This window comes from Acuticoccus yangtzensis (genome assembly GCF_001927245.1).
GTDB lineage: Bacteria > Pseudomonadota > Alphaproteobacteria > Rhizobiales > Amorphaceae > Acuticoccus > Acuticoccus yangtzensis.
In genome coordinates, this window is the sequence record NZ_MJUX01000009.1 from 166,313 (window position 1) to 189,671 (window position 23,359).

At 68.9% G+C, this 23,359-nt stretch carries 19 protein-coding genes; 13 read left to right on the plus strand and 6 right to left on the minus strand.

Annotated features, from left to right (window positions below; translation table 11 throughout):
• Positions 1-55: 55 nt before the first annotated feature.
• The 4 genes from BIX52_RS19270 to BIX52_RS19285 form a co-directional block, all read right to left on the minus strand.
• Positions 56-760 carry a GntR family transcriptional regulator gene (locus BIX52_RS19270; RefSeq protein WP_083660525.1) on the minus strand — a complete coding sequence of 235 codons (705 nt, stop codon included), beginning with the start codon at positions 758-760 and terminating at the stop codon, positions 56-58.
• Between the two features lie 17 nt (positions 761-777).
• Positions 778-2,310: a tripartite tricarboxylate transporter permease gene (locus tag BIX52_RS19275; protein ID WP_075222728.1), complete on the minus strand. Its 1,533-nt coding sequence runs from the start codon at positions 2,308-2,310 to the stop codon at positions 778-780.
• A 10-nt stretch (positions 2,311-2,320) separates the two neighbouring features.
• On the minus strand, positions 2,321-2,779 hold the full coding sequence (locus BIX52_RS19280) for a tripartite tricarboxylate transporter TctB family protein (protein WP_075222729.1): 459 nt from the start codon (positions 2,777-2,779) through the stop codon (positions 2,321-2,323).
• Positions 2,780-2,847: 68 nt separating this feature from the next.
• Positions 2,848-3,825: a Bug family tripartite tricarboxylate transporter substrate binding protein gene (locus BIX52_RS19285; RefSeq protein WP_205647758.1), complete on the minus strand. Its 978-nt coding sequence runs from the start codon at positions 3,823-3,825 to the stop codon at positions 2,848-2,850.
• Positions 3,826-3,975: 150 nt separating this feature from the next.
• Here BIX52_RS19285 and BIX52_RS19290 point away from each other — a divergent pair, with 150 nt between their 5' ends.
• From BIX52_RS19290 to BIX52_RS19320, 7 genes are all read left to right on the plus strand, one after another.
• Positions 3,976-5,712 (plus strand): IlvD/Edd family dehydratase, encoded by a 1,737-nt coding sequence (locus BIX52_RS19290; RefSeq protein ID WP_075222730.1) that lies wholly within the window; start codon positions 3,976-3,978, stop codon positions 5,710-5,712.
• Between the two features lie 742 nt (positions 5,713-6,454).
• Positions 6,455-8,068 carry an ABC transporter substrate-binding protein gene (locus BIX52_RS19295; RefSeq protein WP_075222731.1) on the plus strand — a complete coding sequence of 538 codons (1,614 nt, stop codon included), beginning with the start codon at positions 6,455-6,457 and terminating at the stop codon, positions 8,066-8,068.
• Positions 8,068-9,018, plus strand: coding sequence for an ABC transporter permease (locus tag BIX52_RS19300; protein ID WP_075222732.1), 951 nt, complete (start codon positions 8,068-8,070; stop codon positions 9,016-9,018). The genes BIX52_RS19295 and BIX52_RS19300 overlap by 1 nt, the downstream gene beginning before the upstream one ends.
• Positions 9,015-9,911, plus strand: a complete 897-nt coding sequence (locus BIX52_RS19305; RefSeq protein WP_075222733.1) for an ABC transporter permease — start codon at positions 9,015-9,017, stop codon at positions 9,909-9,911. Before BIX52_RS19300 ends, BIX52_RS19305 begins: the two co-directional genes overlap by 4 nt.
• Entirely contained in the window at positions 9,908-10,876 is a 969-nt protein-coding gene (locus tag BIX52_RS19310; RefSeq protein WP_075222734.1) for an ABC transporter ATP-binding protein, read from the plus strand. The genes BIX52_RS19305 and BIX52_RS19310 overlap by 4 nt, the downstream gene beginning before the upstream one ends.
• On the plus strand, positions 10,873-11,913 hold the full coding sequence (locus BIX52_RS19315; protein WP_075222735.1) for an ABC transporter ATP-binding protein: 1,041 nt from the start codon (positions 10,873-10,875) through the stop codon (positions 11,911-11,913). Before BIX52_RS19310 ends, BIX52_RS19315 begins: the two co-directional genes overlap by 4 nt.
• A 95-nt stretch (positions 11,914-12,008) precedes the next feature.
• Positions 12,009-13,592 (plus strand): gamma-glutamyltransferase family protein, encoded by a 1,584-nt coding sequence (locus tag BIX52_RS19320; RefSeq protein ID WP_075222736.1) that lies wholly within the window; start codon positions 12,009-12,011, stop codon positions 13,590-13,592.
• A gap of 432 nt (positions 13,593-14,024) precedes the next feature.
• On the opposite strand, the gene BIX52_RS19325 is transcribed toward BIX52_RS19320, so the two are convergent.
• Together BIX52_RS19325 and BIX52_RS19330 are read right to left on the minus strand one after the other, a co-directional pair.
• A complete protein-coding gene (locus BIX52_RS19325) occupies positions 14,025-15,083 on the minus strand; it encodes a glycosyltransferase (RefSeq protein WP_075222737.1) in 1,059 nt (352 codons plus the stop codon).
• 101 nt (positions 15,084-15,184) lie between these two features.
• Entirely contained in the window at positions 15,185-16,327 is a 1,143-nt protein-coding gene (locus BIX52_RS19330; protein ID WP_205647757.1) for an NHL repeat-containing protein, read from the minus strand.
• Positions 16,328-16,577: 250 nt separating this feature from the next.
• Between BIX52_RS19330 and BIX52_RS19335 the strand changes: the two genes are divergently transcribed.
• From BIX52_RS19335 to BIX52_RS19360, 6 genes are all read left to right on the plus strand, one after another.
• Positions 16,578-18,050, plus strand: coding sequence for a HupE/UreJ family protein (locus tag BIX52_RS19335; protein WP_075222738.1), 1,473 nt, complete (start codon positions 16,578-16,580; stop codon positions 18,048-18,050).
• Positions 18,051-18,198: 148 nt separating this feature from the next.
• The gene (locus tag BIX52_RS19340; RefSeq protein WP_083660530.1) at positions 18,199-19,155 is read left to right on the plus strand and encodes an IclR family transcriptional regulator; all 957 of its coding nucleotides are present in this window, start codon (positions 18,199-18,201) and stop codon (positions 19,153-19,155) included.
• Complete coding sequence (locus BIX52_RS19345) at positions 19,155-20,672, plus strand: AMP-binding protein (protein WP_075222739.1); 1,518 nt, start codon at positions 19,155-19,157, stop codon at positions 20,670-20,672. The genes BIX52_RS19340 and BIX52_RS19345 overlap by 1 nt, the downstream gene beginning before the upstream one ends.
• Positions 20,669-21,472 (plus strand): citryl-CoA lyase, encoded by an 804-nt coding sequence (locus BIX52_RS19350; RefSeq protein ID WP_075222740.1) that lies wholly within the window; start codon positions 20,669-20,671, stop codon positions 21,470-21,472. The genes BIX52_RS19345 and BIX52_RS19350 overlap by 4 nt, the downstream gene beginning before the upstream one ends.
• Positions 21,473-21,584: 112 nt before the next feature.
• Positions 21,585-22,298: an SDR family oxidoreductase gene (locus BIX52_RS19355; protein WP_075222741.1), complete on the plus strand. Its 714-nt coding sequence runs from the start codon at positions 21,585-21,587 to the stop codon at positions 22,296-22,298.
• 35 nt (positions 22,299-22,333) lie between these two features.
• On the plus strand, positions 22,334-23,323 hold the full coding sequence (locus BIX52_RS19360) for a Bug family tripartite tricarboxylate transporter substrate binding protein (protein ID WP_075222742.1): 990 nt from the start codon (positions 22,334-22,336) through the stop codon (positions 23,321-23,323).
• Positions 23,324-23,359 lie beyond the last annotated feature (36 nt).

A 23,359-nucleotide genomic window follows, 5' to 3' on the forward strand; every position in this document is an offset into this window, starting at 1 on the left:
TTGCGCTTAGGCGACGCAGCGCCGCCCCGTGCGCGAAGCCGGATCGGAGTGCCGCTCAGTCGTAGCGGCTCTTCAGCGTCTCGACGTAGTGGTTCTTGGACGGGGCGAGGTGTTCGCGGCACAGGGCGACGAGACGCTCCCGGTCCTCGTTGCGGATGGCGTCGATCATCTCCCAGTGGGCCGCTGCCGCCCAGTCCTGATAGGTGCGGTTGCTGACGGCACTGGAGCGGTAGGCATGGGACTTCTGGGCGAAGAAGCCGATGGCCTCGATCAGCGCACCGTTGCCGCAATGGGCGAACAGGGTGCGGTGGAAGGCGAGGTTGCCGCGGAACACGCCCTGACGGTTCCCCTCCTCGACGGCGGCCGAGTGCTGGCGCTGGATGTCCTCCAGCTCGGCGATCGCCGGGGCCGGGAGCGGCAGCGGGATCTGCGAGGCGGCCTCGGCCTCCAGCAACTCGCGGACGGCGTTGAGGTCCTCCACCTCCTTCTGCGTGTAGACGCGGACGATGGCGCCGCGATTGCGCGGCCGGTCGACAAGGCCGAGGCGCTCCAGCTCGACGATGGCCTGGCGCACGATGTGGCGCTTCACGTCGAAGCGGGCGGCGATGGCCTCCTCGATCAGCCGCTCCCTCGGGTGGATGCGCCCGAAGACGATATCCTCCTCGAGCAAGCGCACGATCTCCAGCGCAACATCCTCGCCATTGCGCCGGTGACCTTCCGCGATCGCTGGCGCCGGGTCCGCGCGCCCCGCCGTCACCATCCGCTTTCTCCGCGTCTTTATTCGGTTCCGCCGGGGGCGGGCTGCCCGCCGGCCGGCCGCCGCTTCATGGCCCGTCCGAGGACGCCGAACAACGGGGTCGCCTGCAGCGCGGACAGGAGCGCGATCGCCAGAAGCGTCGCCGAGATGGGATTGGAGAGGAAGACCATCCAATCGCCTCGGCCGATGAGCAGCGACTGTTGGAGCGTCGTATCGAGGATCGGGCCGAGGATGAGGCCGATCACCAGCGGCGGCGTCGGGATGCGGAACGTGTCGAAGGCAAGGCCGAGCAGCCCGAACGCGATCATGAGCCCGATGTCGAACATGGAATTGTTGATCGCGTAGGCGCCGATCACCGACAGGACGACGATGACGGGGCCGACGACCCGGTTCGGGATCTTCGTGACCGCCACGCAGGCGCGGGTGAAGAACAGGCCCACGAAGAAGAGAGCGACGTTCGCCAGCAGCACCGCCCACAGGAGGGTGTAGGTGACGTCGCCATGGTCGGTCATCAGCGACGGTCCGGGCAGGATGCCGTGCACCATCAATCCGCCGAGCAGAACCGCGGTGGACGACGATCCCGGGATGCCGAGGGCGATGGTGGGGATCAGCGCGCCGCCGACGACGGCGTTGTTCGCAGCCTCCGGGGCAACGACGCCGGCCGGCGTGCCCGTCCCGAACTCCGACTTGTTGCGGGCGAAGCGCTTCGCCTCGTTGTAGGCGAACCACGAGGCCGTGTCGCCGCCGGTGCCGGGGATGAGCCCCGTGAAGACGCCGATCGCGCTGGAGCGCAGGCTGTTGGGCAGGAGGTTCACGAACTCGCGCAGCGTCGGCAGCATCCGGTCACGCAGGCTGGACACCCGGTCCTCGTCCTTCGGATTGCCCTCCACGATGAGCCGGACGGCCTGGGGAATGGAGAACAGGCCGATCAGCGCGACGGTGAAGTTGATGCCCGAGAAGAGGTCGAGGATGCCGAACGTGAAGCGGGGCGTCCCGGTGGTGAGGTCCATCCCCACGGTGGCGAGGAGAAGGCCGAGCGCACCGGAGAAGAGGCCGAGAACGGCCGTGCCCTGCGAGAGCGTGCCGATGATGGTGATGCCGAGGACGGCGACGGCGAAGATCTCCACCGGCCCGAAGTTCAAGACGACGCGGCCGAGGAGCGGCGCGACGGTGAGGAGGACGATCGAGGATATGACGCCGCCGATGAGGGAGGCGGTCAGGGAGAGGCCGAGCGCCTTGCCGGCCTGCCCTTTGCGGGCCATCGGGTGGCCGTCCATCACGGTCGCGGCGGCGGCGGGTGTGCCGGGTGTGCGCAGAAGGATCGCGGCGATCGAGCCGCCGTACATCGCCGCGATGTAGAGCGAGGCGAGCATCGCGAGCCCCGTCTCCGGCCGCAGGGAGTAGGTGAGAGGGAGCAGGAGCGCGATGGCCATCGTCGCCGAGAGACCGGGCATCGCGCCGACGAACATGCCGATCATCGTCCCGGCGAAGATCGCCACGATGTTGATCGGGTCGACGACGTTGGCGAGGCCGATCCAGAGGAAGGACTCCATACGAATATCCTCAGAACGCCGGGAACAGCGGGATGTTGAGCCTCAGGAACCAGACGAACACGCCGTAGATGACGGCGGTGACGACGGCGATCGTGAGCACGGCGACCGGGAGGCGCACCGGACGCAGCGCGAGGAGCGGCAAGGCGAGGAAGAGCGGCGTCGCGACCATGTAGCCGACGATCTCGATGGACCACGCATAGGCGACGATCAGCGCGACGAAGCCCGCGCCGAGGCCGATGCCGCGCCAGTCGACCGGGGATGAGGGGATCGCCTCAGCGTCACCCTCTCCGGCGAGGCGGGCCTTCCCCCACTGCAGCAGCTCCTGTGCGATGGCGAGCACGGCGAGAACGAGAACGGCCCAGCCGAGAAGGTCGGGCAGTTTGCGGGCGGTCGGCGGATAGTTTGCCGCTTCCCCCCACATGAAGATGACGAGACCGATCCCGGCCAGCGCGACGATGACACGCCCCATCGCAATTCCTCCGTCGTTTGTCGCGGGCCATGCGGACGGGGCGGCCCCCGTCCGCACGCGATGGGGTCTTACTGGTTGCGGACTTCGTCTTTGATCTCGTCCCAGATCTGCGTGTACTGCTCTTCCTGCTTCTTCAGCATGGCGGCGTAGTCATCGCCCGAGATGAAGTCGATGTTCATCGCGCGCTCGGCGGCGGCCTTCTGGAACTCCGGATTGTCAACGACCCGCTGCATGGCGTCGATCATCTGCTGCAGCGCCTCGGGCGGGAAACCGGCGGGGCCGCTGTAGCCGCGCGAGGAGCCGGCGACGAGGTCGTAGCCCAACTCACGCGCGGTGGGGACGTCCGGCAGGTCCGGCAGGCGCTCCTCGGCGAAGACGGCGAGCGCCTTCAGGTTGCCCTGCTCGATCTGCGGGAACGAGACGCCGACATTGGTGAAGCTCGCGTCGATCTTGCCGCCCATGGCCGCCGTCCACGACGGGCCGTCGCCCTGGAAGGGCACCTTCTGGAGCTGCACGCCGGCCGCCCGCTCGAACTGCAGCGAGGTGAAGTAGTCGTCGCCGCCGACGCCGGAGTTGCCGACGGTCACGGTCGCAGGGTTCGCCCGCGCGGCGTTCACGAAGTCCTCGAACGTGTTGAACGGGCTGTCCGCCGCGACGACGGCGATGCCCGGATCGGTCACGATGTTGGCGATCGGGGTCAGCTCGGAGATGTTGTAGGTGATCGACGGGTTCATGATGTAGTTGGTCGTCAGCATCGGCGTGTTGGTGATGCTGATCGTGCCGCCGTCGGCCTTGGTCTGCTTGGCGAGCCGCGTCCACGCGATCGCGCCCGTGGCGCCCGGAATGTACTCGTTGACGAAATTGACGCCGAGCTCCTCCGCGAGGAACGGCTGCACGAGCTGCGCCAGCGCGTCCGAACCGCCGCCGGCCTTGAACCCCTGCATCACGGTGACATCCGAGGCCGGATAGTCCTGCGCGACAGCCGGAGTGAAGGCCGTGGTGCCGAGTGCTGCCGAAAGGGCAAGCGCCATCATTGAGGTCTTCATGGTCGTTCCTCCCGTTGTTCGTCTTTTCGCGTGCGCCTCTTGCGGCGCTTGTGGCGAACAAACACCGCGGATGGAAACCTGTCAAACATATTGTTGACAATCCGGGGGCCAGGTCGATTTGATGCCGGCTCGATTTCAAGGATGCAAAAGATGGCCGAAGACGACGCACGCGGACTGAAGAAGGGGCTGACGAGCTACGGTGATTCCGCGTTCTCGCTGTTCCTGCGCAAGGCCTTCATCAAGGGCATGGGCTATTCCGACGACGCGCTCGATCGCCCCATCGTCGGCATCGCGGACACCTTCTCCGGCTACAACGCCTGCCACGCCAACGTGCCCGACCTCGTGGAGGCGGTGAAGCGCGGGGTAATGCTGGCCGGGGCGCTTCCGGTGCCGTTCCCGACGATCTCGATCCATGAGAGCTTCGCCTTCCCGACGTCCATGTTCACGCGCAACCTGATGTCGATGGACACCGAGGAGATGGTGCGCGCCCAGCCGATGGACGCGGTGGTGCTGATCGGCGGCTGCGACAAGACCGTACCGGCCCAGCTCATGGGCGCCGTCAGCGCGAACGTGCCGGCGATCCAGCTCGTCACCGGGCCGATGATGACGGGCAGCCATCGCGGCGAGCGTGTCGGGGCGTGCACCGATTGTCGTAGGTTCTGGGCCCGCTATCGCGCCGGGGAGATCGACGGCGAGGAGATCGCCGACGTCAACAACCAGCTCGTGCCCGGCGGCGGCACCTGCGGCGTGATGGGCACGGCGTCGACGATGGCGCTCGTCACCGAGGCGCTGGGGATGATGGCGCCCGGCGGGGCGACGCCCCCGGCGGTGTCCGCCGACCGCCGCCGCATCGCCGAGACCAGCGGCCGCCTCGCCGTTTCGCTGGCCGCGGAGGGGCTGACGCCGGCGCGCATCATGACGCAGAAGGCGTTCGAGAATGCTCTCACGGTGCTGCTCGCCACCGGCGGGTCGACCAACGGCATCGTCCATCTCGCCGCCATCGCCGGCCGCGCCGGTCTGAAGCTCGACCTCGACGCCTTCGACGCGATGGGCCGATCCGTCCCCGTTCTCGTCGACCTGAAGCCGTCCGGCATGAACTACATGGAGGACCTCCACCGCGCCGGGGGCCTGCCGACGATCCTGCGCGAGCTGAAGGATCACCTCCACCTCGACTGCATCACCGTCACCGGCCGCACCCTCGGCGAAAATATCGACGCGATGCCGGGCGGATGGTCGCAGTCCATCGTCTCCCCCGTCAGCCGGCCGTTCTATCCCGAGGGCGGCATGGCGGTGCTGCGCGGCAACCTCGCCCCGGGCGGGGCGATCGTGAAGCAGTCGGCCGCGAGCCCTGCCCTGATGACCCACCGGGGCCGCGCGGTGGTCTTCTCTTCGGTCGCCGACATGGGCGCGCGGGTTGACGATCCGGACCTCGACGTGAGCGAGGACGACATCCTCGTCCTGCAGAACGCGGGGCCGAAGGGCGCGCCGGGGATGCCGGAAGCCGGCTACATGCCGATCCCCAAGAAGATCGCGGCGAAGGGCGTGAAGGACATGGTCCGCATCTCCGACGCGCGGATGAGCGGCACCGCGTCGGGCACGATCGTCCTGCACGTGACGCCCGAGTCGGCCGACGGCGGCCCTCTGGCGCTGGTGCGGACGGGCGACATGATCGCCCTCGACGTTCCGAACCGCTCGCTGACGTTGGAGGTGTCGGACGAGGAGCTGGCGGCCCGTCGCGAGGCGTTCGTGGCGCCGGTGCATCCGGGCGCCGACCGCGGCTACAAGCGCCTGTTCCTCCAGACGGTCACGCAGGCGGACGAAGGCTGCGACTTCGACTTCCTGATCCCGGAGAAGACCGGCACGGTTCCCGGCCCGCGGGACAAGTAGCCGGACCGACGGGCGGGGCGCCCTTGCGGCGATGCCGGACACTGGCGGTGGGCGATCAGGGAGCGGATATTTTTTTTCCGCTCCCGTGCGCTCCGGCTTTAACGGCGGCTCAAACCGAACCGTCCGCACTTAGAGCTCGAGACCGAGGCGCGCGCACTCGTCATCCGTGCTGAGCTTGTCGATGAAGGCGTCGGCCACCTTGTAAGAGCCTTCGTCCATCATCGGCATCGTCGCGTTCAGCGACCAACCTTCCGGCGCCTCCTTGCCGCGCGTGCTGTAGCGCAGACACAGCGCTCCCCTCCGCTATAACGATCACGCCCGGTTGCCGAAAGACCCTGGTTCCGGATCGTACCCGCCGCGAACCGTCGACGTCGTTCGCTCATCACTCCGTCCTTGGAACGCTTGGCGTCGGTATCCGCTCGAGCGGGGCAGGCCAGGCAACCGAGACGCCATTGGGCGTCGACGGCGGCGCACGATCGGCCGCGCGCGCACCTGCGGGCAACGGCGCCGCCCACTCCGCAGGCCCCGGACCGCGGCGCTGCGGAGGGGTCGGCTAGGAAAATCCGCCACCAAAATGGACGACTCGCCGCCGCGCATTGTGCTGCCTGCATACATAAGAGGCAGCCCGGAAAATTGTTCGCGGATTAAGCAATCGGGCATTGCGCGGGGGTCCGGTGCGTGGTCCATTCACCTCCGCGATAACCATCCGCGACGCCACACATCACCGAAGAGCCTGTTCACGATGACCGAAGTCGATCACCGTAAGATCCTCGCCGAGCGTCTCGCAGCCAAGCTCGGACGCCGCACCGTTCTGAAGGGGATGGCCGCCAGCGCCGGAATGGCCGCAGCCGGCGGTCTCCTGATGCCGAAGGGAGCGCGTGCCCAGCAGTCAGGCCACCTGCGCGTCGCCGCGCTCAACCACATCGACACGCTGGACCCGCATTTCACCGGCTTCCTGTCGGCGATCCAGGTCATCAACAACATCCACAATGGTCTTCTGAAGATCACCTACGACGGCGAAGCGGTCCGCTTCGAGCCTGACCTTGCCGAGACCTGGGACCTGATCGACGACAAGACGCACGTCTTCAAGCTGCGCGAAGGCGTCATGTTCCACGACGGCACCCCCTGCGACGCAGAGGCGGTCAAAGCCTCGCTCTTGCGCGTGAAGGAGGGCGAGCCCACCTCGCCGCACGCCTGGAAGCTGGAGTTGCTCGACACCATCGAGATCCTGGATCCCCTCACGGTCCGCCTCACCTTCTCCACGCCCTACGCCTTCTTCCCGGTCGCGATGACCGGGTCGACCGGGCGCGCCGGAACGATCGTCTCGCCGGCCGCGGTGGAGAAATACGGCACCGACTACGGGCGCAATCCGGTCGGAACCGGCCCGTTCAAATTCGTGTCCTGGCGCGAGAACGACCGGATCGAGCTGGAAGCCAACCCGGACTATTTCGAGGAGGGCCTCCCGAAGCTCGAGCGCGTGACGTTCGTCATCATGAACGAGCCGTCCTCGGCGGTCGCGGCGATGTTCGCCGGGCAGATCGACGCGATGACCGACTGCCCGTACCAGCTCGTCCCGCAGATCACGGCCAACCCCCGGACCGAGCTCTACGGCGACGTCGAAGGCAACTATACCTATGTCGCGATGAATACGCGGCGGGCGCCGTTCGACGACATCAACCTGCGCCGCGCCGTCGCCGCGGCCATCGACCGCGAGACGCTGCTGAAGCAGGCCTATTTCGGCAACGCGATCCAGGCCTACTCGCCGATCTCTCCGCCGATGACGGACTTTTACGATCCCGAAATCGCCGCCTCCGGCCGCGGCCAGCACTTCGACCTCACCAAGGCCAAGGAGTGGCGCGCCAAGGCCGCGAACCAGGGCGAGATCACCGTCAACTACATGATGAGCGAGACGAGCGGGCCGACCGGCACGCGCATCGCGCAGGGTGTCGCGCCGATGCTCGCCCAGATCGGCATCAAGGCGAACCTCGAACTCATCGAGGCGGCGAACTGGGTGAAGCGCCGCAACTCGGGCGACTTCGACATGTTCGACTTCCTGTGGTCTGCCGACCTCGATCCGGACGAGACGCTCTACCCCGAGTTCAAGACCGGCGGCGCCTGGAACTTCCCCGGATGGGAAAGCGCCAAGTTCGACGACCTGTGCAAGCAAGCCCAGGTGATCCTCGACGTCGAAGAGCGGCGCAAGCTCTACTACGAGGCCGAAGACATCCTGATGGATGAGGCCCCGATCGCCATCGTCGCGCACATCAAGGTCTACAAGGTTCTCGCTGCCAACGTGGAAGGGTTCCAGTACGTGCCGGCTGATCTTCTCAACCTCCACACGGTGTCGCTCGCCTGATGTTCCGCTTCATCGCGGGCAAGGTCTTTCAGACCCTGTTCGTGCTGTTCCTCGTGTCGGTGGCGAGCTTCACCCTCCTGAAGCTTGCCCCCGGAGACCCCATCGAGATCGCCCTCGGGAACGAGTATTCCGAGGAGGCGCACCAGGACATGCTCGCCGAGCTCGGCCTGGACCGGCCCGTCGTGGAACAGTACGTCACTTGGCTCGCCGACTTCGTGCGCGGGGACTGGGGGACGTCCTACACGGCGCGCGCCGACATCTTCACCTATGCCTTCGTCGAGGCGCTGCCGGTCACGTTGACACTCGCGGTGTTCGCGCTGGGGCTCGCCATCCTCATCGGCGTACCGCTCGGCGTTTTGTCCGCCGTGAAGAAGGATACGCTGTGGGACGCCGGATCGGCCGCCTTCGCGCTGACCGGGACCGCCTTCCCGTCCTTCTTCCTCGGGATCGTCCTCATCTGGGTGTTCGGGGTGAAGTTCGCGATGTTCCCGGTGATGGGCTTCGTCGCGCCGTGGGAGGACTTCTGGGGCGGCCTCTATCACATGGTGCTGCCGGCCTTCACGCTCTCCACCTACTTCATGGCGATGATCGTGCGCCTCACCCGCGCCAACCTGGTCGAGGCGCTGGAAAGCCCCTACATCGCCGCCGCCCGCGCGCGCGGCGAACCCGGCTGGCGCGTCGTCTGGGTCCACGGCGTGCGCAACATCCTGATGCCGCTCGTGACGATCATCGGCCTCCAGCTCGGCGTGCTCCTACAGGGGGCGGTGCTGACGGAGACCGTCTTCTCCCTGCCGGGCGCGGGGCAGATGATCACCAACGCCGTCCTCAACCGTGAGTACGGCATCGTCCAGGCCGGCATCATGATGACGGCGACACTATTCGTCCTCGTGAACCTTGCCGTCGACCTCGCCTATCCGATCCTCGATCCGCGATTGAGGCCCTCCCGATGACCCTCCTCGATGGCGCTACGCCCGCACCCGCCACCGTCCCGCCGGTGCGCCGCCGGCGGCGCCTCACGATGTTCGTGCGCCGGCCTTTCTTCACGCTGGCGCTTCTCGTCGCCGCCGGTTTCGTCGTGTCGGCGGCCTTCGCCCCCGTCTTCGCCCCGTGGGACCCGACTTACCAGGACATCGGCGCGATGATGGCGCCGCCCGCCACCGCCGGCCACCTCCTCGGCACCGATTCCTACGGGCAGGACATCCTCTCGCGCATCCTGTTCGGGGCGCGCTATGCGCTCGGCATCGGCCTCGGCGCGGTGGCGATCGGCGCGCTCGGCGGCCTCGTCCTCGGCATGGCGGCGGGACTTGCGGGCGGACGCACCGAGTGGGTGCTGATGCGCATCGTCGACAGCATTCTGGCGCTCCCCTCGCTGATCCTCGCGGTCGCGTTCATCGCCATCCTCGGCCAGGGGGTCGACAAGGTGATCTACGCCGTCGGCGTCGCCCTCATCGGCCCGTTCGCGCGCACCGTGCGCGCCGACGTGATGCAGGTGCGCGCCCAGCTCTTCGTCGAGGCGGCCGGGCTGATGGGTCTCGCCTGGCTCACCGTCGTGTGGCGCCACATCCTGCCGAACGTCGTCTACCCGCTCGCCGTGCAGGTCACGATCCGCATCTCCGAGGCGATCCTCGTCTCCTCTTCGCTCTCCTTCCTCGGCATCGGCGTCACCCCGCCGACGCCCGACTGGGGGCTGATGATCTCCGAGGGGCGCGCGTTCGTCTCCTTCGCACCGTGGATGGCGGGGATGCCCGGCGCTGCACTCGCAATCCTCCTCATCGCCCTTTCCATCGTCGGCGACGGCATCCGCGAAGAGTTCGACCCAAAAATGCAGCGGGGCGGATCATGACGGCTCTCCTGTCGGTCCAGAACCTGACGCTCCACCGTGGCTCGCGCCGCATCCTCGACGACGTGTCGTTCGACGTGCCGAAGGGCGGCACCCTCGCCCTCGTCGGTGAATCGGGAGCGGGCAAGTCGACCATCGCCGTCGCGCTGATGGGGCTTCTGACGCGCGCCGAGGCGAGCGTGGAGGGCAAGGCGATCCTGGAGGACACCGGCGACCTCTTCACGCTGCGTCCGCGCGCCTGGACCCGCATTCGCGGCCGGCGCCTCGCCATGATCTTCCAGGATGCCGGCGCCGCGCTCGACCCGTGCTACACCGTCGGCGGGCAGATCGTCTCGACGCTGCGGCGTAATCTCGGCCTCTCGCGCAAGGCGGCGAGGGCGCGGGCGGTGGAGCTTCTGGAGAGCGTCGGCATCCCGGATGCTGCTGCCCGGCTCGGCGCTTACCCGCACGAGTTGTCGGGCGGCATGCAGCAGCGCGTGATGATCGCCATCGCCCTGTCCGGCAATCCGGCGCTTCTGTTCGCCGATGAGCCGACCTCCGCGCTCGACGTCACCATCCAGGCGCAGATCATGCGCCTCATCCTCGACGAGGTGCGGGCGCACGGCTCCTCCTGCATCTTCGTCCTGCACGATCTGGCGCTCGCCTCGCAGAGCTGCGACGAGGTGGTGGTGCTGTATGCCGGGCAGGTGATGGAGGCGGGCGACGCGAAGACGCTCCTCTCCGACCCGCGCCACCCTTACACGGCGCTCCTGAAGTCGTGCGTCCTCGAAATCGGCACGGCCGAGCTGACGCCGCCGGAGGGGAGCGTTCCCTCCTACGACGCGATGCCGGCAGGCTGCCGCTTCGCCACGCGCTGCCCGAACGCGCTGCCGCGCTGCGCCGGGGAGAAGCCGCCCCTGGTCCCGCGCGACGGGCGGAACGTCGCCTGCTGGAACCCTGTCGGCGTCCCGAAGGCGGAAGCGGCATGAGCGAAGAAGGCGCCCCGATCTTCGAGCTTCTCGACGTCGAGAAGATCTTCACCATCACCCGGGCCACCGGGCCTCTCAAGCGCGAGACGCTGCGGCTGCCGGCGCTGGACGGCGTGCGGCTGCGCATCAAACAGAACACCTCGCTCGCCCTCGTCGGCGAGAGCGGGTCCGGCAAGTCGACGCTGGTGCGCATCCTCCTCGGCCTCAACGAACCCTCCAACGGGCAGGCCCTCTTCCGCGGCCGGCCGATCGTCGAGGCGCGCAAGGGCCTCCGCGCGCCGTTCCACCGCGACGTCGCGATGATCTACCAGGACGCGCGCGGCTCGCTGAACCCGCGCATGTCGGTCGAAGCGCTGATCGCCGAGCCGATCCGCCATTTCCGCCTCTGCGCCGAGAAGGAGATCCCGGCGCGTGTCGCAGCGCTTCTGGCGCGAGTCGGCCTGCCGGCGGATGTGGCGAAGGCCTACCCGGCGGGTCTCTCCGGGGGGCAGGTCCGGCGGGTGGCGATCGCCCGGGCGCTCGCTTCCGAGCCGTCCGTCCTCGTCGCCGACGAGGCGGTGTCGGGCCTCGACGTGTCGACCCAGGCGCAGCTTCTCAATCTCCTCGCGGACCTGAAGCGCACCATGGGGCTGACGCTCGTCTTCATCACCCACGATCTCGGCGTCGCGAGCTATCTCTGCCAGGAGATCGCGGTGCTCTATCTCGGCCGGATCGTCGAGACGGGGCCGACCAACGATGTGTTGAACGCGCCGGCCCACCCCTATTCGGCCGCGCTGCGGCGGGCGGCTCCGGCTTTCTTCGAGCCCATCGCCGAGCCGCTGCCGGGCGAGATCCCCAGCCCCGTCAACCTGCCGCCCGGCTGCCGCTTCGCCGGCCGCTGCCCGCGCCGGCAGGACGACTGCCTGGCGCTCGACCCACCGCTCGGACGGGTGCTGCCGGGACGACATGCCGCCTGCATCCATCCGCTGACCGGATCGCCCGGCGGGCCGGCCGAGCGCGGCGACGCGGCCCCTTCCAATCCCGATGCTGTCCTATAGACCAACCCGGCCGCGCCGGGTCATACGCGCCGACTGGACCCCCGCGCCGGTCGGCGCTACCCCTTGATCCACCGCCCCCCTTCAGGACTGGTTTCTTGCGCAACCTCTTCCTTCCCGGCCGCTCGCCCACATTGGCGCGTGACGCCGCCGTCGCCACCTCCCATCCGCTGGCCACGAGCGCGGCGCTCGCGATCCTCGCGGACGGCGGCAACGCCGTCGATGCGGCGATCGCCGCGGTCGCCGTGCAGTGCGTCGTCGAACCCCACATGACCGGTATCGCGGGCGACTGCTTTGCGATCTACGCCCCGGCCGGCGGTGCGCCGGTCGCGCTCAACGGGTCCGGCCGGGCCCCCGCGGGCGCCAGCGTCGCGCGGCTGACCGACGCGGGGCTGACCGAAATCCCGCAGGCGAGCCCTCACGCCGTCACCGTCCCCGGCGCGATCAGCGCCTGGACGACGCTGCATGGCGACCACGGCCGGCTGCCGCTGGAGCGCGTGTTCGCCGCGGCGATCGACTATGCGGAAAACGGCTACCCCGTCACCGCCCGCGTCGCCGCCGACTGGGCGCTCGCCGAGCGGCTCCTCAACGGCAACGAAGGGGCGAAGGCGATACTTCTGCCGGGTGGCCGCGCCCCGCGGTTCGGTGAGCGGCACAGCCAGCCGCGCCTCGGCGCGCGTCTGCGTGAGGTGGCGGCCGGCGGCGCCGCGGCGTTCTACACCGGCGCCACCGCGCGCGCGATGGTCGCGGCGCTGAGCGCGCTCGGCGGCGTCCACACCGAGGAGGATTTCGCGAACGGGGCCGACACCGCCGTCTACGTCGACCCCATCGGCATGAACTATCGCGGTTACGAGGTGCTCGAATGCCCGCCCAACGGGCAGGGCGTCGTGGCGCTCCTCATCCTCAACATCCTCTCCCAATTCGACCTCGGGCCGGATGTCCCCCTCGCCGAGCGCATCCACATCCACGCCGAGGCGACGAAGCAGGCCTACCACCACCGCGACGAGCTCCTCGGCGATCCCGCCGGGATGGACGACCTCGTCGAGCGCCTTCTCTCGCCCGCCCGCGCACAGGCTCTCGCGGCGCGGATCCAGCCGGGCCGCGCCGGTCCCGCATCGCTCTGGGACGAGCCGGAGCACAAGGACACCGTCTATCTGTGCGTGGTGGACGGGGACGGGAACGCTGTCTCCTTCATCAACTCGCTGTTCCACGGCTTTGGCTCCGGGATCATGGATCCCGAGACCGGCGTCCTCTTCCACTCGCGCGGCGCGTCGTTCCGGCTGATCGAGGGGCATCCGAACGCGCTGATGCCGGGCCGCCGGCCGATGCACACCATCATCCCGGCGATGCTGCGCCGCGAGGGCCGCACCGTGATGCCGTTCGGCGTGATGGGCGGGCACTATCAGGCCGCGGGTCAGGCGGCGTTCCTCTCCGGGATGCTCGACCAGGGGCTCGACGTTCAGGCCGCGATGGATGCCCCCCGCGCCTTCGCGTTCGGCGGCAAGCTCCAAGTGGAGCCGACCGTCGACGACGCCACGCGCGAGACGCTGCGCCAGTGGGGTCATGCGGTGGACGTTGTGAAAACGCCCATCGGCGGCTCCCAGGCGATCTGGATCGACCGCGCGGGCGTCCTCCTCGCCGGCTCCGACCAGCGCAAAGACGGCCTGGCGCTGGGCTTCTGATCCCGGGATCGGGCAGGCGATCCGGCGTTTTATACGCGGCGAGCGATATGGCGGCCTGGCGGTCTCCGGCGCCAGGCCGTTGAAGGCACTGGCGGAGGCCCGCGCCCGGCACTCCGCAATCGCTGCGTCGGGGCAACCGAAGGGGATTGGGACCCCCTTCAGGCGACGTTCCAGCAAGTGTTCGACCTCCTCGTAGAGACGGGGACCACTGAGCATGGAGTGTGTCGCAGGCCACACGCTGAGAGCGTCGGCGCAGGCCATCACATCGCAACTCATTCCAAACGGACGTTTCCGACAATCCCTGCCCGCAGCACTCGAGTGGCCACGCCGAGATGGCCCGGCGCTACCGCGAGGGCGGCGATCTCTACGTGGCGGTTGGCGACTGATCGGGGCGTCGGCGAGCCGCTGGGCGCCTCACGGGGAGCGGCCCGCTCAGGTGATCCGGTCGATCAGCGCCTTCCACTCTGCCGCGACGGCGTGCGCGTCGAACATTGTCCGCGCGCGGTAGCGCGTCTCAGTGGCGCGCGCGTCCTGGTCCGGGTCGCCTCGTGCGGCCGAGATGTGGGCGATCAGGCGGCGGGCGTCCTCGACGGTGTCGTAGAGGTGGCCGGCCCCATCGCCGAGGAGGTCCTCCACGGCGTAACGGGCGGGCCACCAGTCCGGCGGGGCGTTCTCAGACACGAAGCGGGCCGAGGGCGCCACGATCGGCGCGCCGACGAACATTGCCTCGATGAGATTGAGCGTGTAGCTGGCGACGAGGCTATGCGCGTAGACATAGGCGCGGCAATCGCGGATCAGGTCCAGCTGCAGGGCGGGCGGCGCGACACCCCTGGCGAACGGGATCGCCTCGTTGCCGAGCCCGTAGAGGCCCGTCTCGTGACCCGCGACGATGCGCTCATAGTCCCCGCGCGACGGGCTGGCACCGGCGCGCTCCAGATGGTTGCAGAAGGTGACGAGCCGCGGGCCGCCGCGCCAGCGGGGATAATCCTCGGGAAATTTGCCGAACGCGATGACGGCGTCGGCGGGGAGCCAGTCCGGATGCGTCTCGCGCGGCGAATAGCGGACCACGGTCAGATGCGGCGCGACCGGGCGCAGCCTCATCTCGTCCGCGGTCGTCGTCTGGCCGAGGGTGCGGCGGATCAGCGGGCGCCGCCTCAAGGCGTCGATGTTGCCGAGGATCAGGTCGGTTTCGTGATTGATGATCACGGCGTCGAAGCGGTCGATGAAATCGGCCGAGAACCTGCGCACGCCGTTCGGCTTGGTGACGCCGCCGGCCTCGGCGGCGGCGAGATCCTCGGCCTGGCCGGCGCCGGGGATCGGCCCGCGCAGCCGATTGCCGCGGCAGGCCGGATTGCCGTAGCTGTCGGCGGAGGACACGTCGTGGGTGTTGATGCTGAAGACGTCGAACCCGGCGGCCATCAGCAGCCGGACATCGTCGTACTCCAGCACCTCGTGCACCGCGCTGTAGAGGATCTTCTTGCGACGGGTCATGCCGGCTCGTGGGCGGTGCTCGTCGGCGTCACCGGCGCCGCCCCGGTTTAGGAGGCGCGCCGCCGGTCCGCTCGGAACCGGCGACGCGCCCGAGGCGCTGCCTACGAGCGGGGCCAGGCGGTGCCCTGGTCGCGTTCGATCTGGCCGATGCCCTTGTTCACGAACTTCTGGATGCGTTTTCCTTCCCAGGTCTCGGTCGTGTAGACGTTGCCGTCCGAATCGACCGCGATGCTGTGGACGCCGTAGAACTGGCCCGGCTGGCGCCCGCCGCCACCGAAGGCGCTGATTTCCTCCAGCGATTCCCGCTCCAGGATACGCACCACGCGGTTCATCCCGTCGGCGAGGTAGACGAAGCGCTGCTCGGGATCGGGCGAGAAGGCGATGTCCCAGGTCGACCCGGCGCCGAGCGTCTCCTTGGCGTAGAAGGCCTCCTTCACGAAGGTGCCGTCCGGCTGGAAGATCTGCAGTCGGTTGTTGACGCGGTCACACACGTAGACGAGCCCGTCGACGGCGCGCTCGACGCAGTGGACCGGGTTGCGGAACTGTTGGGCGGGCTCGGCGTCGGGGTCGTAGGGGCCGAGGTCGGTGTCGTCGGGCTTGTTGCCGTAGGCGCCCCAGAAGCGCTTCATCTCGCCGGTGTCGGCGTCGATCACCGCGACGCGCTTGTTGCCGTAGCCGTCGGCGAGGTAGGCCTCGTTGGTCTCTGGATCGACCCAGATCTTGGCGACGCGGCCGAAATTCTCCTCGTCGTTGCTGCCCGCGTTCGTGCCCGATCCGCCGACCTGCATCAGGAACTTGCCGTCCTTGGTGAACTTCAGGACCATCGCGTCGTCGGCGCCGTTGCCGCCGATCCACACGTTGCCCTTGTAGTCGACGTGGAGGCCGTGGTTGGAGGCCGGCCAGTCATAGCCCTCGCCCGGACCGCCCCAGGAATCGAGGAGGTTGCCCTCCTTGTCGAACACCAGGACGGGCGGCGCGCCGGTGCAGCAGCCCTGCGTGACCTTCGGCTCCAGCTCGGCGGTCTTCTCGTTGTCGTCGAGGGTGGAGGAGCCGCGGTGGATCATCCAGATGTGGTCCTCGTCGTCGACCCAGAGGCCGATCGCCATGCCGAGAAGCCAGTTGTTCGGCAACGGCTTGGGCCAGAAGGGATCGACCTCGAACATCGGTCCTTCGACGCTGGCGTCCTGCGCCTGGGTCTCGAGGGCGGCCTGGCCGAACCAGAGCGCGCCGCCCAAGGCCAGCACGCCGGCGCTCCAAGCAAAGCGCCGTAGATTTTGCAAAGGCATGTGATATTTCCTCCGGTAACGTTTTGATTCTTCTTTGCTATCCGGTCGGGTCTGATGATTTTTCGGGCCATCGACCTGCAAACACTTTATCAAGTGCGCGATACTTGTCATGCAATATTGTTGACAAAATGATCAGATGAACGGTCATGTCGAGGACATTGCCGGGGAATCCGCTGGCCACAGGACGGAACCCCGAGGGGAGACGACGATGATGGTATCCACCCGCGGCCCGCGCGCCGCCACCGCGAGCGCGCCCGGCGGCCGATCGCCCGCCCATATGCGCGCCCTCCGGCTCGCCGCACTTGTTCTGGCCGCCGTCGGGGCGCTCGCCGGCCTCATCGCAGTAATGGTCGCAGGATCGGCCCGGCCGGCGCTGGCGCACGACACGCCGGCCGACATCCGCATCACCGGCTTCGTCAAACCGGCGGAAGAGCGGCTCGAACTCCTGCTGCGGGTGCCGATGCGCGCGCTCATCGAGGTCGACTTTCCCAAGCACGGGCGGGACTATCTGACCGTCTCGGAGGCCGATCCGGCGCTGCGCAACGCGGTCAAGCTCTGGCTGACCGACAACATCGACGTCACCGAGGACGGCCGCCTCCTCGCCAAGCCCGAGGTGACGGCGGTGCGGGTGTCGCTGCCGTCGAACCGCGCCTTCACGAGCTTCGAGACGGCGCGCGCCCACCTCTTCGAGCCCAAGCTCGCCGACGACCTCGACCTCTACTGGAACCAGCAGATGCTGGACGTGCTCCTGACCTACCCCATCGCCTCCGACACCTCCCGTTTCGCGCTGCGCTTCGGGGTCGAGCAGTTCGCGCTGAGGGTAGACACCACGTTGCGTTACCTGCCGCCGGACGGGGGCGTGAGGGCGTTCGAGTTCACCGGCAATCCAGGCCTTCTCCAGCTCGACCCCTCCGCGGTCGACGCGGCGCGGCGCTTCTTCGTGTCGGGGTTCGAGCACATTCTGGGCGGGGTCGACCATCTCCTCTTCCTGCTGTGCCTGGTGGTGCCCTTCCTGCGGGTCGGCCCGCTCCTCGTCCTCGTCACCTCGTTCACGGTGGCGCACAGCCTGTCGCTCGCCGCGGCGGCGTTCGGCTTCGTGCCCAACGCGCTGTGGTTCGGGCCGCTGATCGAGACGCTGATCGCCGCAACGATCCTCTGGATGGCGCTCGAAAACATCGTCTTCGCGGTGGGGCGCGGGCGGCGAGGCGCGGCGCGGGCGGGCCGCGAGCTCGAACGGCGCTGGATCGTCACCTTCTGCTTCGGGCTGATCCACGGCTTCGGCTTCTCGTTCCTGCTGGTCGAGGAGTTCCAGTTCGCGGGAACGCACCTCGTGACGGCGCTGGCGGCGTTCAATCTGGGGGTGGAGGCGGGCCAGATCGCCGCGCTCATCGTGATGGTGCCGCTGCTGCGGCTGGCGTTTGCGAAGCTGGTGCCGGAGCGGATCGGCGTCGTCATCGTCTCGGCGCTGGTGGTGCACACGGCCTGGCACTGGATGATGGAGCGGGGCGAGGCGCTGATGGCCTTCCCCTTCCCCGCTCTCGACCCGGCCTTCCTCGCCGGGCTGCTGCGCGCGCTGCTGGCGCTTCTGGTGATCGGCGTGGTGCTGGCGCTGGTGAACATGGTGGTCGGCCGGTGGACGGCTTCGATGGGCGGCCAGTGGAAGCGCGGCCGGCTCTCCTGACGGTGCGACGTGGCGCCCGCCGAGTAAATTTCTTCTCGTTCCGCGAGAAGGAATCTTCGCAGAGCGAGAAGGCTCACTTTACCGGCCCGTGAGGTTCGGCCACCGTCCTCGAAACGCGGCCCCGAGAGCCGCGATCGGAGGACCTGCGATGAGCGCATTCGAGCGGTCGTCGCCCGTCGACGTTCGGCCGGAACGTGCCGCCCGCGGCACCGCGGCATCCATGAACGGCAACGCGAAAGCGCGCGTCGAGGGGCAGGCGGACGGCGACACACGGGCGAACGGCGAAGCACGGGCGACGGGCGAAGGACGGCCCGGCGACGACACGCGGACCAGTGACGCCGGCGCGGCGCGCTCGGCGCTCGCCAAGGGGCTCGACCTCCTCACCGTCATCGCCGAGCGCGGTGTCGACGGGATGGGCCTCAGCGCCGCCGCCCGCCGCGCCGACATGCACGTCGCCACCGCGCACCGCCTGCTCGCGACGCTGACCGAGACCGGCTATGTCAGCTTCGACCCCTACTCCAAGCGCTATCACCTCGGCATCATGCCCTACGAGATCGTCGGCCGCGCCGGCGAGGACGTCGCCTTCGTGCAGCTGAGGCGGCGCATGCGGTGCGCGCTGCGCTCCAGCGAGGCGGACGTCGGCGGCATCTTCTGCCTCTCGGTGCCGACGCGCGGCGAGGCGCTGTGCATCGACGTCGTCGAGGGCGGATGGGACATCAAGGTCTCCACGCTCAAGGTCGGCTCGCGGCGGCCGCTGGGGGCCGGCGGGGCAAGCCTTGCCCTCCTCGCCGCCCTCCCCGAGACCGAGCGCGAAACGGTCCTCACCCGCGAACGCGAGCGCTACACCAAATATGGCGACCTGACCGCCGACACCGTGCGCGCCGCGATCGCCCGCTTCGCCGAGGACGGCTACGTCGTCAACGAGGCCGCCATCATTCCCGATATCGCCGCCATCGGCATTCCGCTGTTCGAAGGCGGGCGCTCGGTCGCGGCGATCTCCGTCACCAACGTGCAATCCCGCCTCGCCCGGCAGCGCGAGAGCGTGGTGGCGGCGATGCGCGCCGTCGCCGAGCGCGCCGGATTCACGCTGCCGAGGATTGCCTGATGTACCCGATCGACCTGTTCCACCGGCAGGCCCGCAAGACCCCGGACCTCACCGCCGTCGAATGGGACGGCGGGGCGATGACCTATGCCGAGCTCGACGCCGCCTCCGCCGCCTTCGCCGCGGGGCTCCAGGCGATCGACCCGGCGCCCGGCTCGCGCGTCGGCATCTGCGCTTATAATCACGCCGAGCACGTCGTCGCCTGGGTCGGCACGCTGGCGGCGGGAAAGGTGTGGGTGCCGCTCTACCCGAAGAACCGGGCCGAGGAGATCGGCCGGGCGATCGAGTTCACTGAGATGTCGATCGTCGTCGCCGACCCCGATGTGCGTCACCTCGTGGATGGCGGCACGGCGCACGTCCTCACCACGGCGCCCGACACCGGCGCCGACACGGTCGCGGGGCTCCTCGCGCGTCACCAGGGCGAGCGGCCCGCCTTCCACCCGCTGCCGCTGGACGCGACGCAGGCGATCAAGTTCACCGGCGGGTCGACCGGGGTGCCGAAGGGCGTGATGCAGCCCTACCGCGCCTGGAACACCAACATCGCGACGCAGATCGTCGCCTGGGGGCTCGTCGAGGGCGACCGCTATCTGACCGCCGCGCCGATCACCCACGGCACCTCGACCTACATCATGCCGACTTTGGCGACCGGCGGCACCATCGTCCTCATCGACCGGCCGCGCCCGGCCGACGTGCTGGCCCAGCTGGCGGAAAACGGCATCACCACCACCTTCCTGCCGCCGACGATGATCTACATGATGATGCGCGAGGCGGACGCGGACCGGCTCACCTTCCCGCGCCTCAGGAACCTCGTCTACGGCTCGGCGCCGATGCGCTCGGAGGAGATCGCACGCGCGCAGGCGATGTTCGGCCCCGTCGTCGCGTCCACCTACGGCCAGACCGAAGCGCCGCAGATCGCGACGATGATCTCGGCGCAGGATCTGACGCGCGAGGACAAGCGCGCCTCGGTCGGCCGCGAGACCTTCCTCACCCGCGTCGCGATCCTCGGCCCCGATGGGCGCGAGGTGCCGACGGGCGAGATCGGCGAGATCGCCATCCGCGGCGACCTGGTGATGACGGGCTACTGGCGCCAGCCGGAAAAGACCGCCGAGACGATCAAAGACGGCTGGCTGATGACCGGCGACCTCGGCGCGTTCGACGACGAGAGCTTCCTCTTCATCAAGGGCCGCTCCAAGGACGTCGTCATCACCGGCGGCTTCAACGTCTACCCGTCCGACGTGGAGCCGGTGATCGCCGAGGACGATGCGGTCGCCGACTGCGCGGTGTTCGGCGCGCCGGACGAGAAGTGGGGCGAGGCGGTGCTCGCCGCGGTCGAGCCGAAGCCCGGCCGCACGGTCGACGCGGAGGCGATCATCGCCCGCGTGAAGGACCGGCTCGGCCCGGTGAAGGCGCCCAAGGCGGTCGTCGTCTACCCCGCCCTGCCCCGCAACGCTTACGGCAAGCTCCAGAAACAGGTGCTGGTCGACGACTTCGTCGCGCAAAGAAATAAGGAAAGCGCATGAAAACGCCCCCCACGACGGCGCTGTCCCACCACGACCTCACCAACGTCTATTATCGTGACCGCAATCTGGTCGAGGACATCCTCGCCCCCGGCCGCGATGCCGACTTCCTGGGCGTCGCCGTGTGGCACATCCTGGGCCGCGAGATCTCGGACGGCGAGCGGCGCGTGCTCAACGCGGTGCTGATCACCATGATGGAGCATGGCCTCACGCCGAGCGCCATCGCCACCCGCTCGATCTACATGAGCGCGCCGGAGAACCTTCAGGGCGCGGTGGCGGCGGGGCTCCTCGCGGTCGGGTCGAGCTTCGTCGGCACGGTGGAGAACAACGCGCGGCTTCTGGAGCGGATCGTCGCCGCCGGGGATGACGGCGAGCGGGTGGCGGGCGAGATCGTCGCCGAGCATGTCGCCCGCAAGGCGCCGCTGCCGGGGTTCGGCCACCACCTTCACCGCCCGCGTGACCCGCGCGCCTACCGCCTGCTCGAAATCGCCGGCGAGAACGGCATCGACGGGCCTTATTGCGCGGCGCTGCGGCTGCTGTCGGCGAAGCTCGACGCGGCGCGCGGCAAGGAGACGACGATCAACGCGACCGGCTCCACGGCGGCGCTGCTGGGCGAAATGGGGATCCCCGTGGCGCTGATGCGCGGCTTCTGCGTGCTGGGCCGCACTGCCGGGCTGATCGCCCACATCGCCGAGGAGCAGAAGCGCCCCTCCGGCCGGTTCATCTGGGAGACGATCGACGAGGCGATCCCCTACGCGCCCGAGGACGAGACGCCGGCGGGCGGCGGGCTGAAAACCTCATGACGTCGCCCTGCCTCATCGCCGGCGACGCGGAGGGAGCGCGAGGGAGGAACGCCCTCGCAGCGGCGGTTCCTCACGGCACCACGCCGATGTCTCCAGCGAAAGGCCGGTCGGCATGACCCGCACCGCCCTCGTCACCGGTGCCGCGCGCAACATCGGCGCGGCCATCGCGAAGCGCCTGACGGCCGACGGGTTCGCGGTCGTCGGCCTCGACCGGATCGCGCCCGAGCACGACGCCTTCGCCGAGTTCGTGGAGTGCGACCTGTCGGACGCCGCAACACTCGGCGCGGTGATGGACGACGTCGTCGCCCGCCACGCGGTGACGGCGCTCGTCAACAATGCCGGCATCGTCATACCCGCGCCGGTGGAGAGCGCCGACCCGGCGTCGATCGCGGCGGTGACGGCGGTCAACATCACCGCGCCGCTGATCATCCTGCAGAAGGTGCTGCCGGCGATGAAGGCCGCCGGGTGGGGGCGCGTCGTCAACATTTCGAGCCGCGTCGCGCTCGGCAAGGAAGACCGCACCGCCTACTCGGCGACGAAGGCGGGGCTTCACGGCGTCACGAAGACATGGGCGCTGGAACTCGGGACGCACGGGATCACCGTCAACGCCGTCGGGCCGGGGCCGATCCGCACCACGCTGTTCGACGCGGTGAACCCGCCCGGCGCGCCGCGCACCGAGGCGATCATCGCCAAGGTGCCGGTGGAGCGGCTCGGGACGCCGGACGACATCGCCGACGCCGTCGCCTTCTTCACCTCGGAGCGGGCCGGGTTCGTCACCGGCCAGGTGCTCTACGTCTGCGGCGGCATGACCATCGGCTCGGTCTGAGACCGGCCGACACCAACCATAAAAGGAGGAAACACATGACCACGATCACACGGCGCGTCGCAACCGCCGCCCTCGCCGGAATCGGGCTCGGGCTGGGCTTCGCCACTGGCGCATACGCCGCCGACTATCCCGCCAAGCGCGTGACCATCATCGTGCCCTATAGCGCAGGCGGGGCGACGGACGTTCTCGCCCGCCAGGTGGCGCAGGGCCTTTCGGAGGCGTGGGGGCAGACGGTGACGGTGGAGAACCGCCCCGGCGCGGGCGCCACGCTCGGCACCGCGCAGGCCGCCCGCGCCCGGCCGGACGGCTACACCCTCTTCATGGGCCAGGTCTCGTCCCACGGCATCGCCCCGGCGGTCTACGCCAACCTGCAATACGATGCGAAGGCCGACTTCGTGCCCATCGTCTGGATCACTCAGATCCCCAACGTCATGGTCGTGCCGAAGGACTTCGAGGCGGCCAGCGTTCAGGAGTTCATCGACGTCGCCAAGGGCGAAAATCTGAGCTTCGGCTCGTCCGGCACCGGCTCGTCGATCCACCTCTCGGGCGAGATGTTCAAGTCGCGCACCGGGCTCGACATGACGCACGTTCCCTATCGCGGCAGCGGCGAGGCGGTGCCTGCGCTGATCTCCGGCGACATCGACGTGATGTTCGACAACCTCCCCTCGGCGATGGCGCAGATCAAGGCCGGGACGATCCGCCCGCTCGCGGTCACCTCGGCCGAGCGCGAGCCGTCGCTGCCGGACGTGCCGACGCTGGCCGAACTCGGCATTCCGGAGCTGGAGGGCTTCGAGGCGGTCGCCTGGTTCGGACTTCTGGCGCCTGCGGGGACCGATCCGGCGATCGTCGAGGCGATCAACGCGGCGACCAACGAGGTGATTTCGGGCGAGGCCTTCCAGACCTACGCCGCCGCGAACGGCTCGGCGGTCGTCGGCGGCACGCCGGAGGAGTTCGCCACCTTCATCGACGGCGAGCTGACCAAGTGGGCCGACGTGGTGGAGAAGGCCGGCGTGCGCGTCGAATAATCCGCGGGGCGCCGTCCTCCCAAGATCATCGCCGGG

Bases quoted from the DNA above. Each gene is read 5' to 3' on its own strand.
- BIX52_RS19325 (WP_075222737.1), bottom strand. From the start codon at position 15,083: ATGACCCGTCGCAAGAAGATCCTCTACAGCGCGGTGCACGAGGTGCTG.
- BIX52_RS19345 (WP_075222739.1), top strand. From the start codon at position 19,155: ATGTACCCGATCGACCTGTTCCACCGGCAGGCCCGCAAGACCCCGGAC.
- BIX52_RS19310 (WP_075222734.1), top strand. From the start codon at position 9,908: ATGACGGCTCTCCTGTCGGTCCAGAACCTGACGCTCCACCGTGGCTCG.
- BIX52_RS19295 (WP_075222731.1), top strand. From the start codon at position 6,455: ATGACCGAAGTCGATCACCGTAAGATCCTCGCCGAGCGTCTCGCAGCC.
- BIX52_RS19315 (WP_075222735.1), top strand. From the start codon at position 10,873: ATGAGCGAAGAAGGCGCCCCGATCTTCGAGCTTCTCGACGTCGAGAAG.
- BIX52_RS19275 (WP_075222728.1), bottom strand. From the start codon at position 2,310: ATGGAGTCCTTCCTCTGGATCGGCCTCGCCAACGTCGTCGACCCGATC.
- BIX52_RS19335 (WP_075222738.1), top strand. From the start codon at position 16,578: ATGATGGTATCCACCCGCGGCCCGCGCGCCGCCACCGCGAGCGCGCCC.
- BIX52_RS19290 (WP_075222730.1), top strand. From the start codon at position 3,976: ATGGCCGAAGACGACGCACGCGGACTGAAGAAGGGGCTGACGAGCTAC.
- BIX52_RS19355 (WP_075222741.1), top strand. From the start codon at position 21,585: ATGACCCGCACCGCCCTCGTCACCGGTGCCGCGCGCAACATCGGCGCG.
- BIX52_RS19340 (WP_083660530.1), top strand. From the start codon at position 18,199: ATGAGCGCATTCGAGCGGTCGTCGCCCGTCGACGTTCGGCCGGAACGT.
- BIX52_RS19350 (WP_075222740.1), top strand. From the start codon at position 20,669: ATGAAAACGCCCCCCACGACGGCGCTGTCCCACCACGACCTCACCAAC.
- BIX52_RS19285 (WP_205647758.1), bottom strand. From the start codon at position 3,825: ATGAAGACCTCAATGATGGCGCTTGCCCTTTCGGCAGCACTCGGCACC.
- BIX52_RS19270 (WP_083660525.1), bottom strand. From the start codon at position 760: ATGGTGACGGCGGGGCGCGCGGACCCGGCGCCAGCGATCGCGGAAGGT.
- BIX52_RS19360 (WP_075222742.1), top strand. From the start codon at position 22,334: ATGACCACGATCACACGGCGCGTCGCAACCGCCGCCCTCGCCGGAATC.
- BIX52_RS19305 (WP_075222733.1), top strand. From the start codon at position 9,015: ATGACCCTCCTCGATGGCGCTACGCCCGCACCCGCCACCGTCCCGCCG.
- BIX52_RS19300 (WP_075222732.1), top strand. From the start codon at position 8,068: ATGTTCCGCTTCATCGCGGGCAAGGTCTTTCAGACCCTGTTCGTGCTG.
- BIX52_RS19280 (WP_075222729.1), bottom strand. From the start codon at position 2,779: ATGGGGCGTGTCATCGTCGCGCTGGCCGGGATCGGTCTCGTCATCTTC.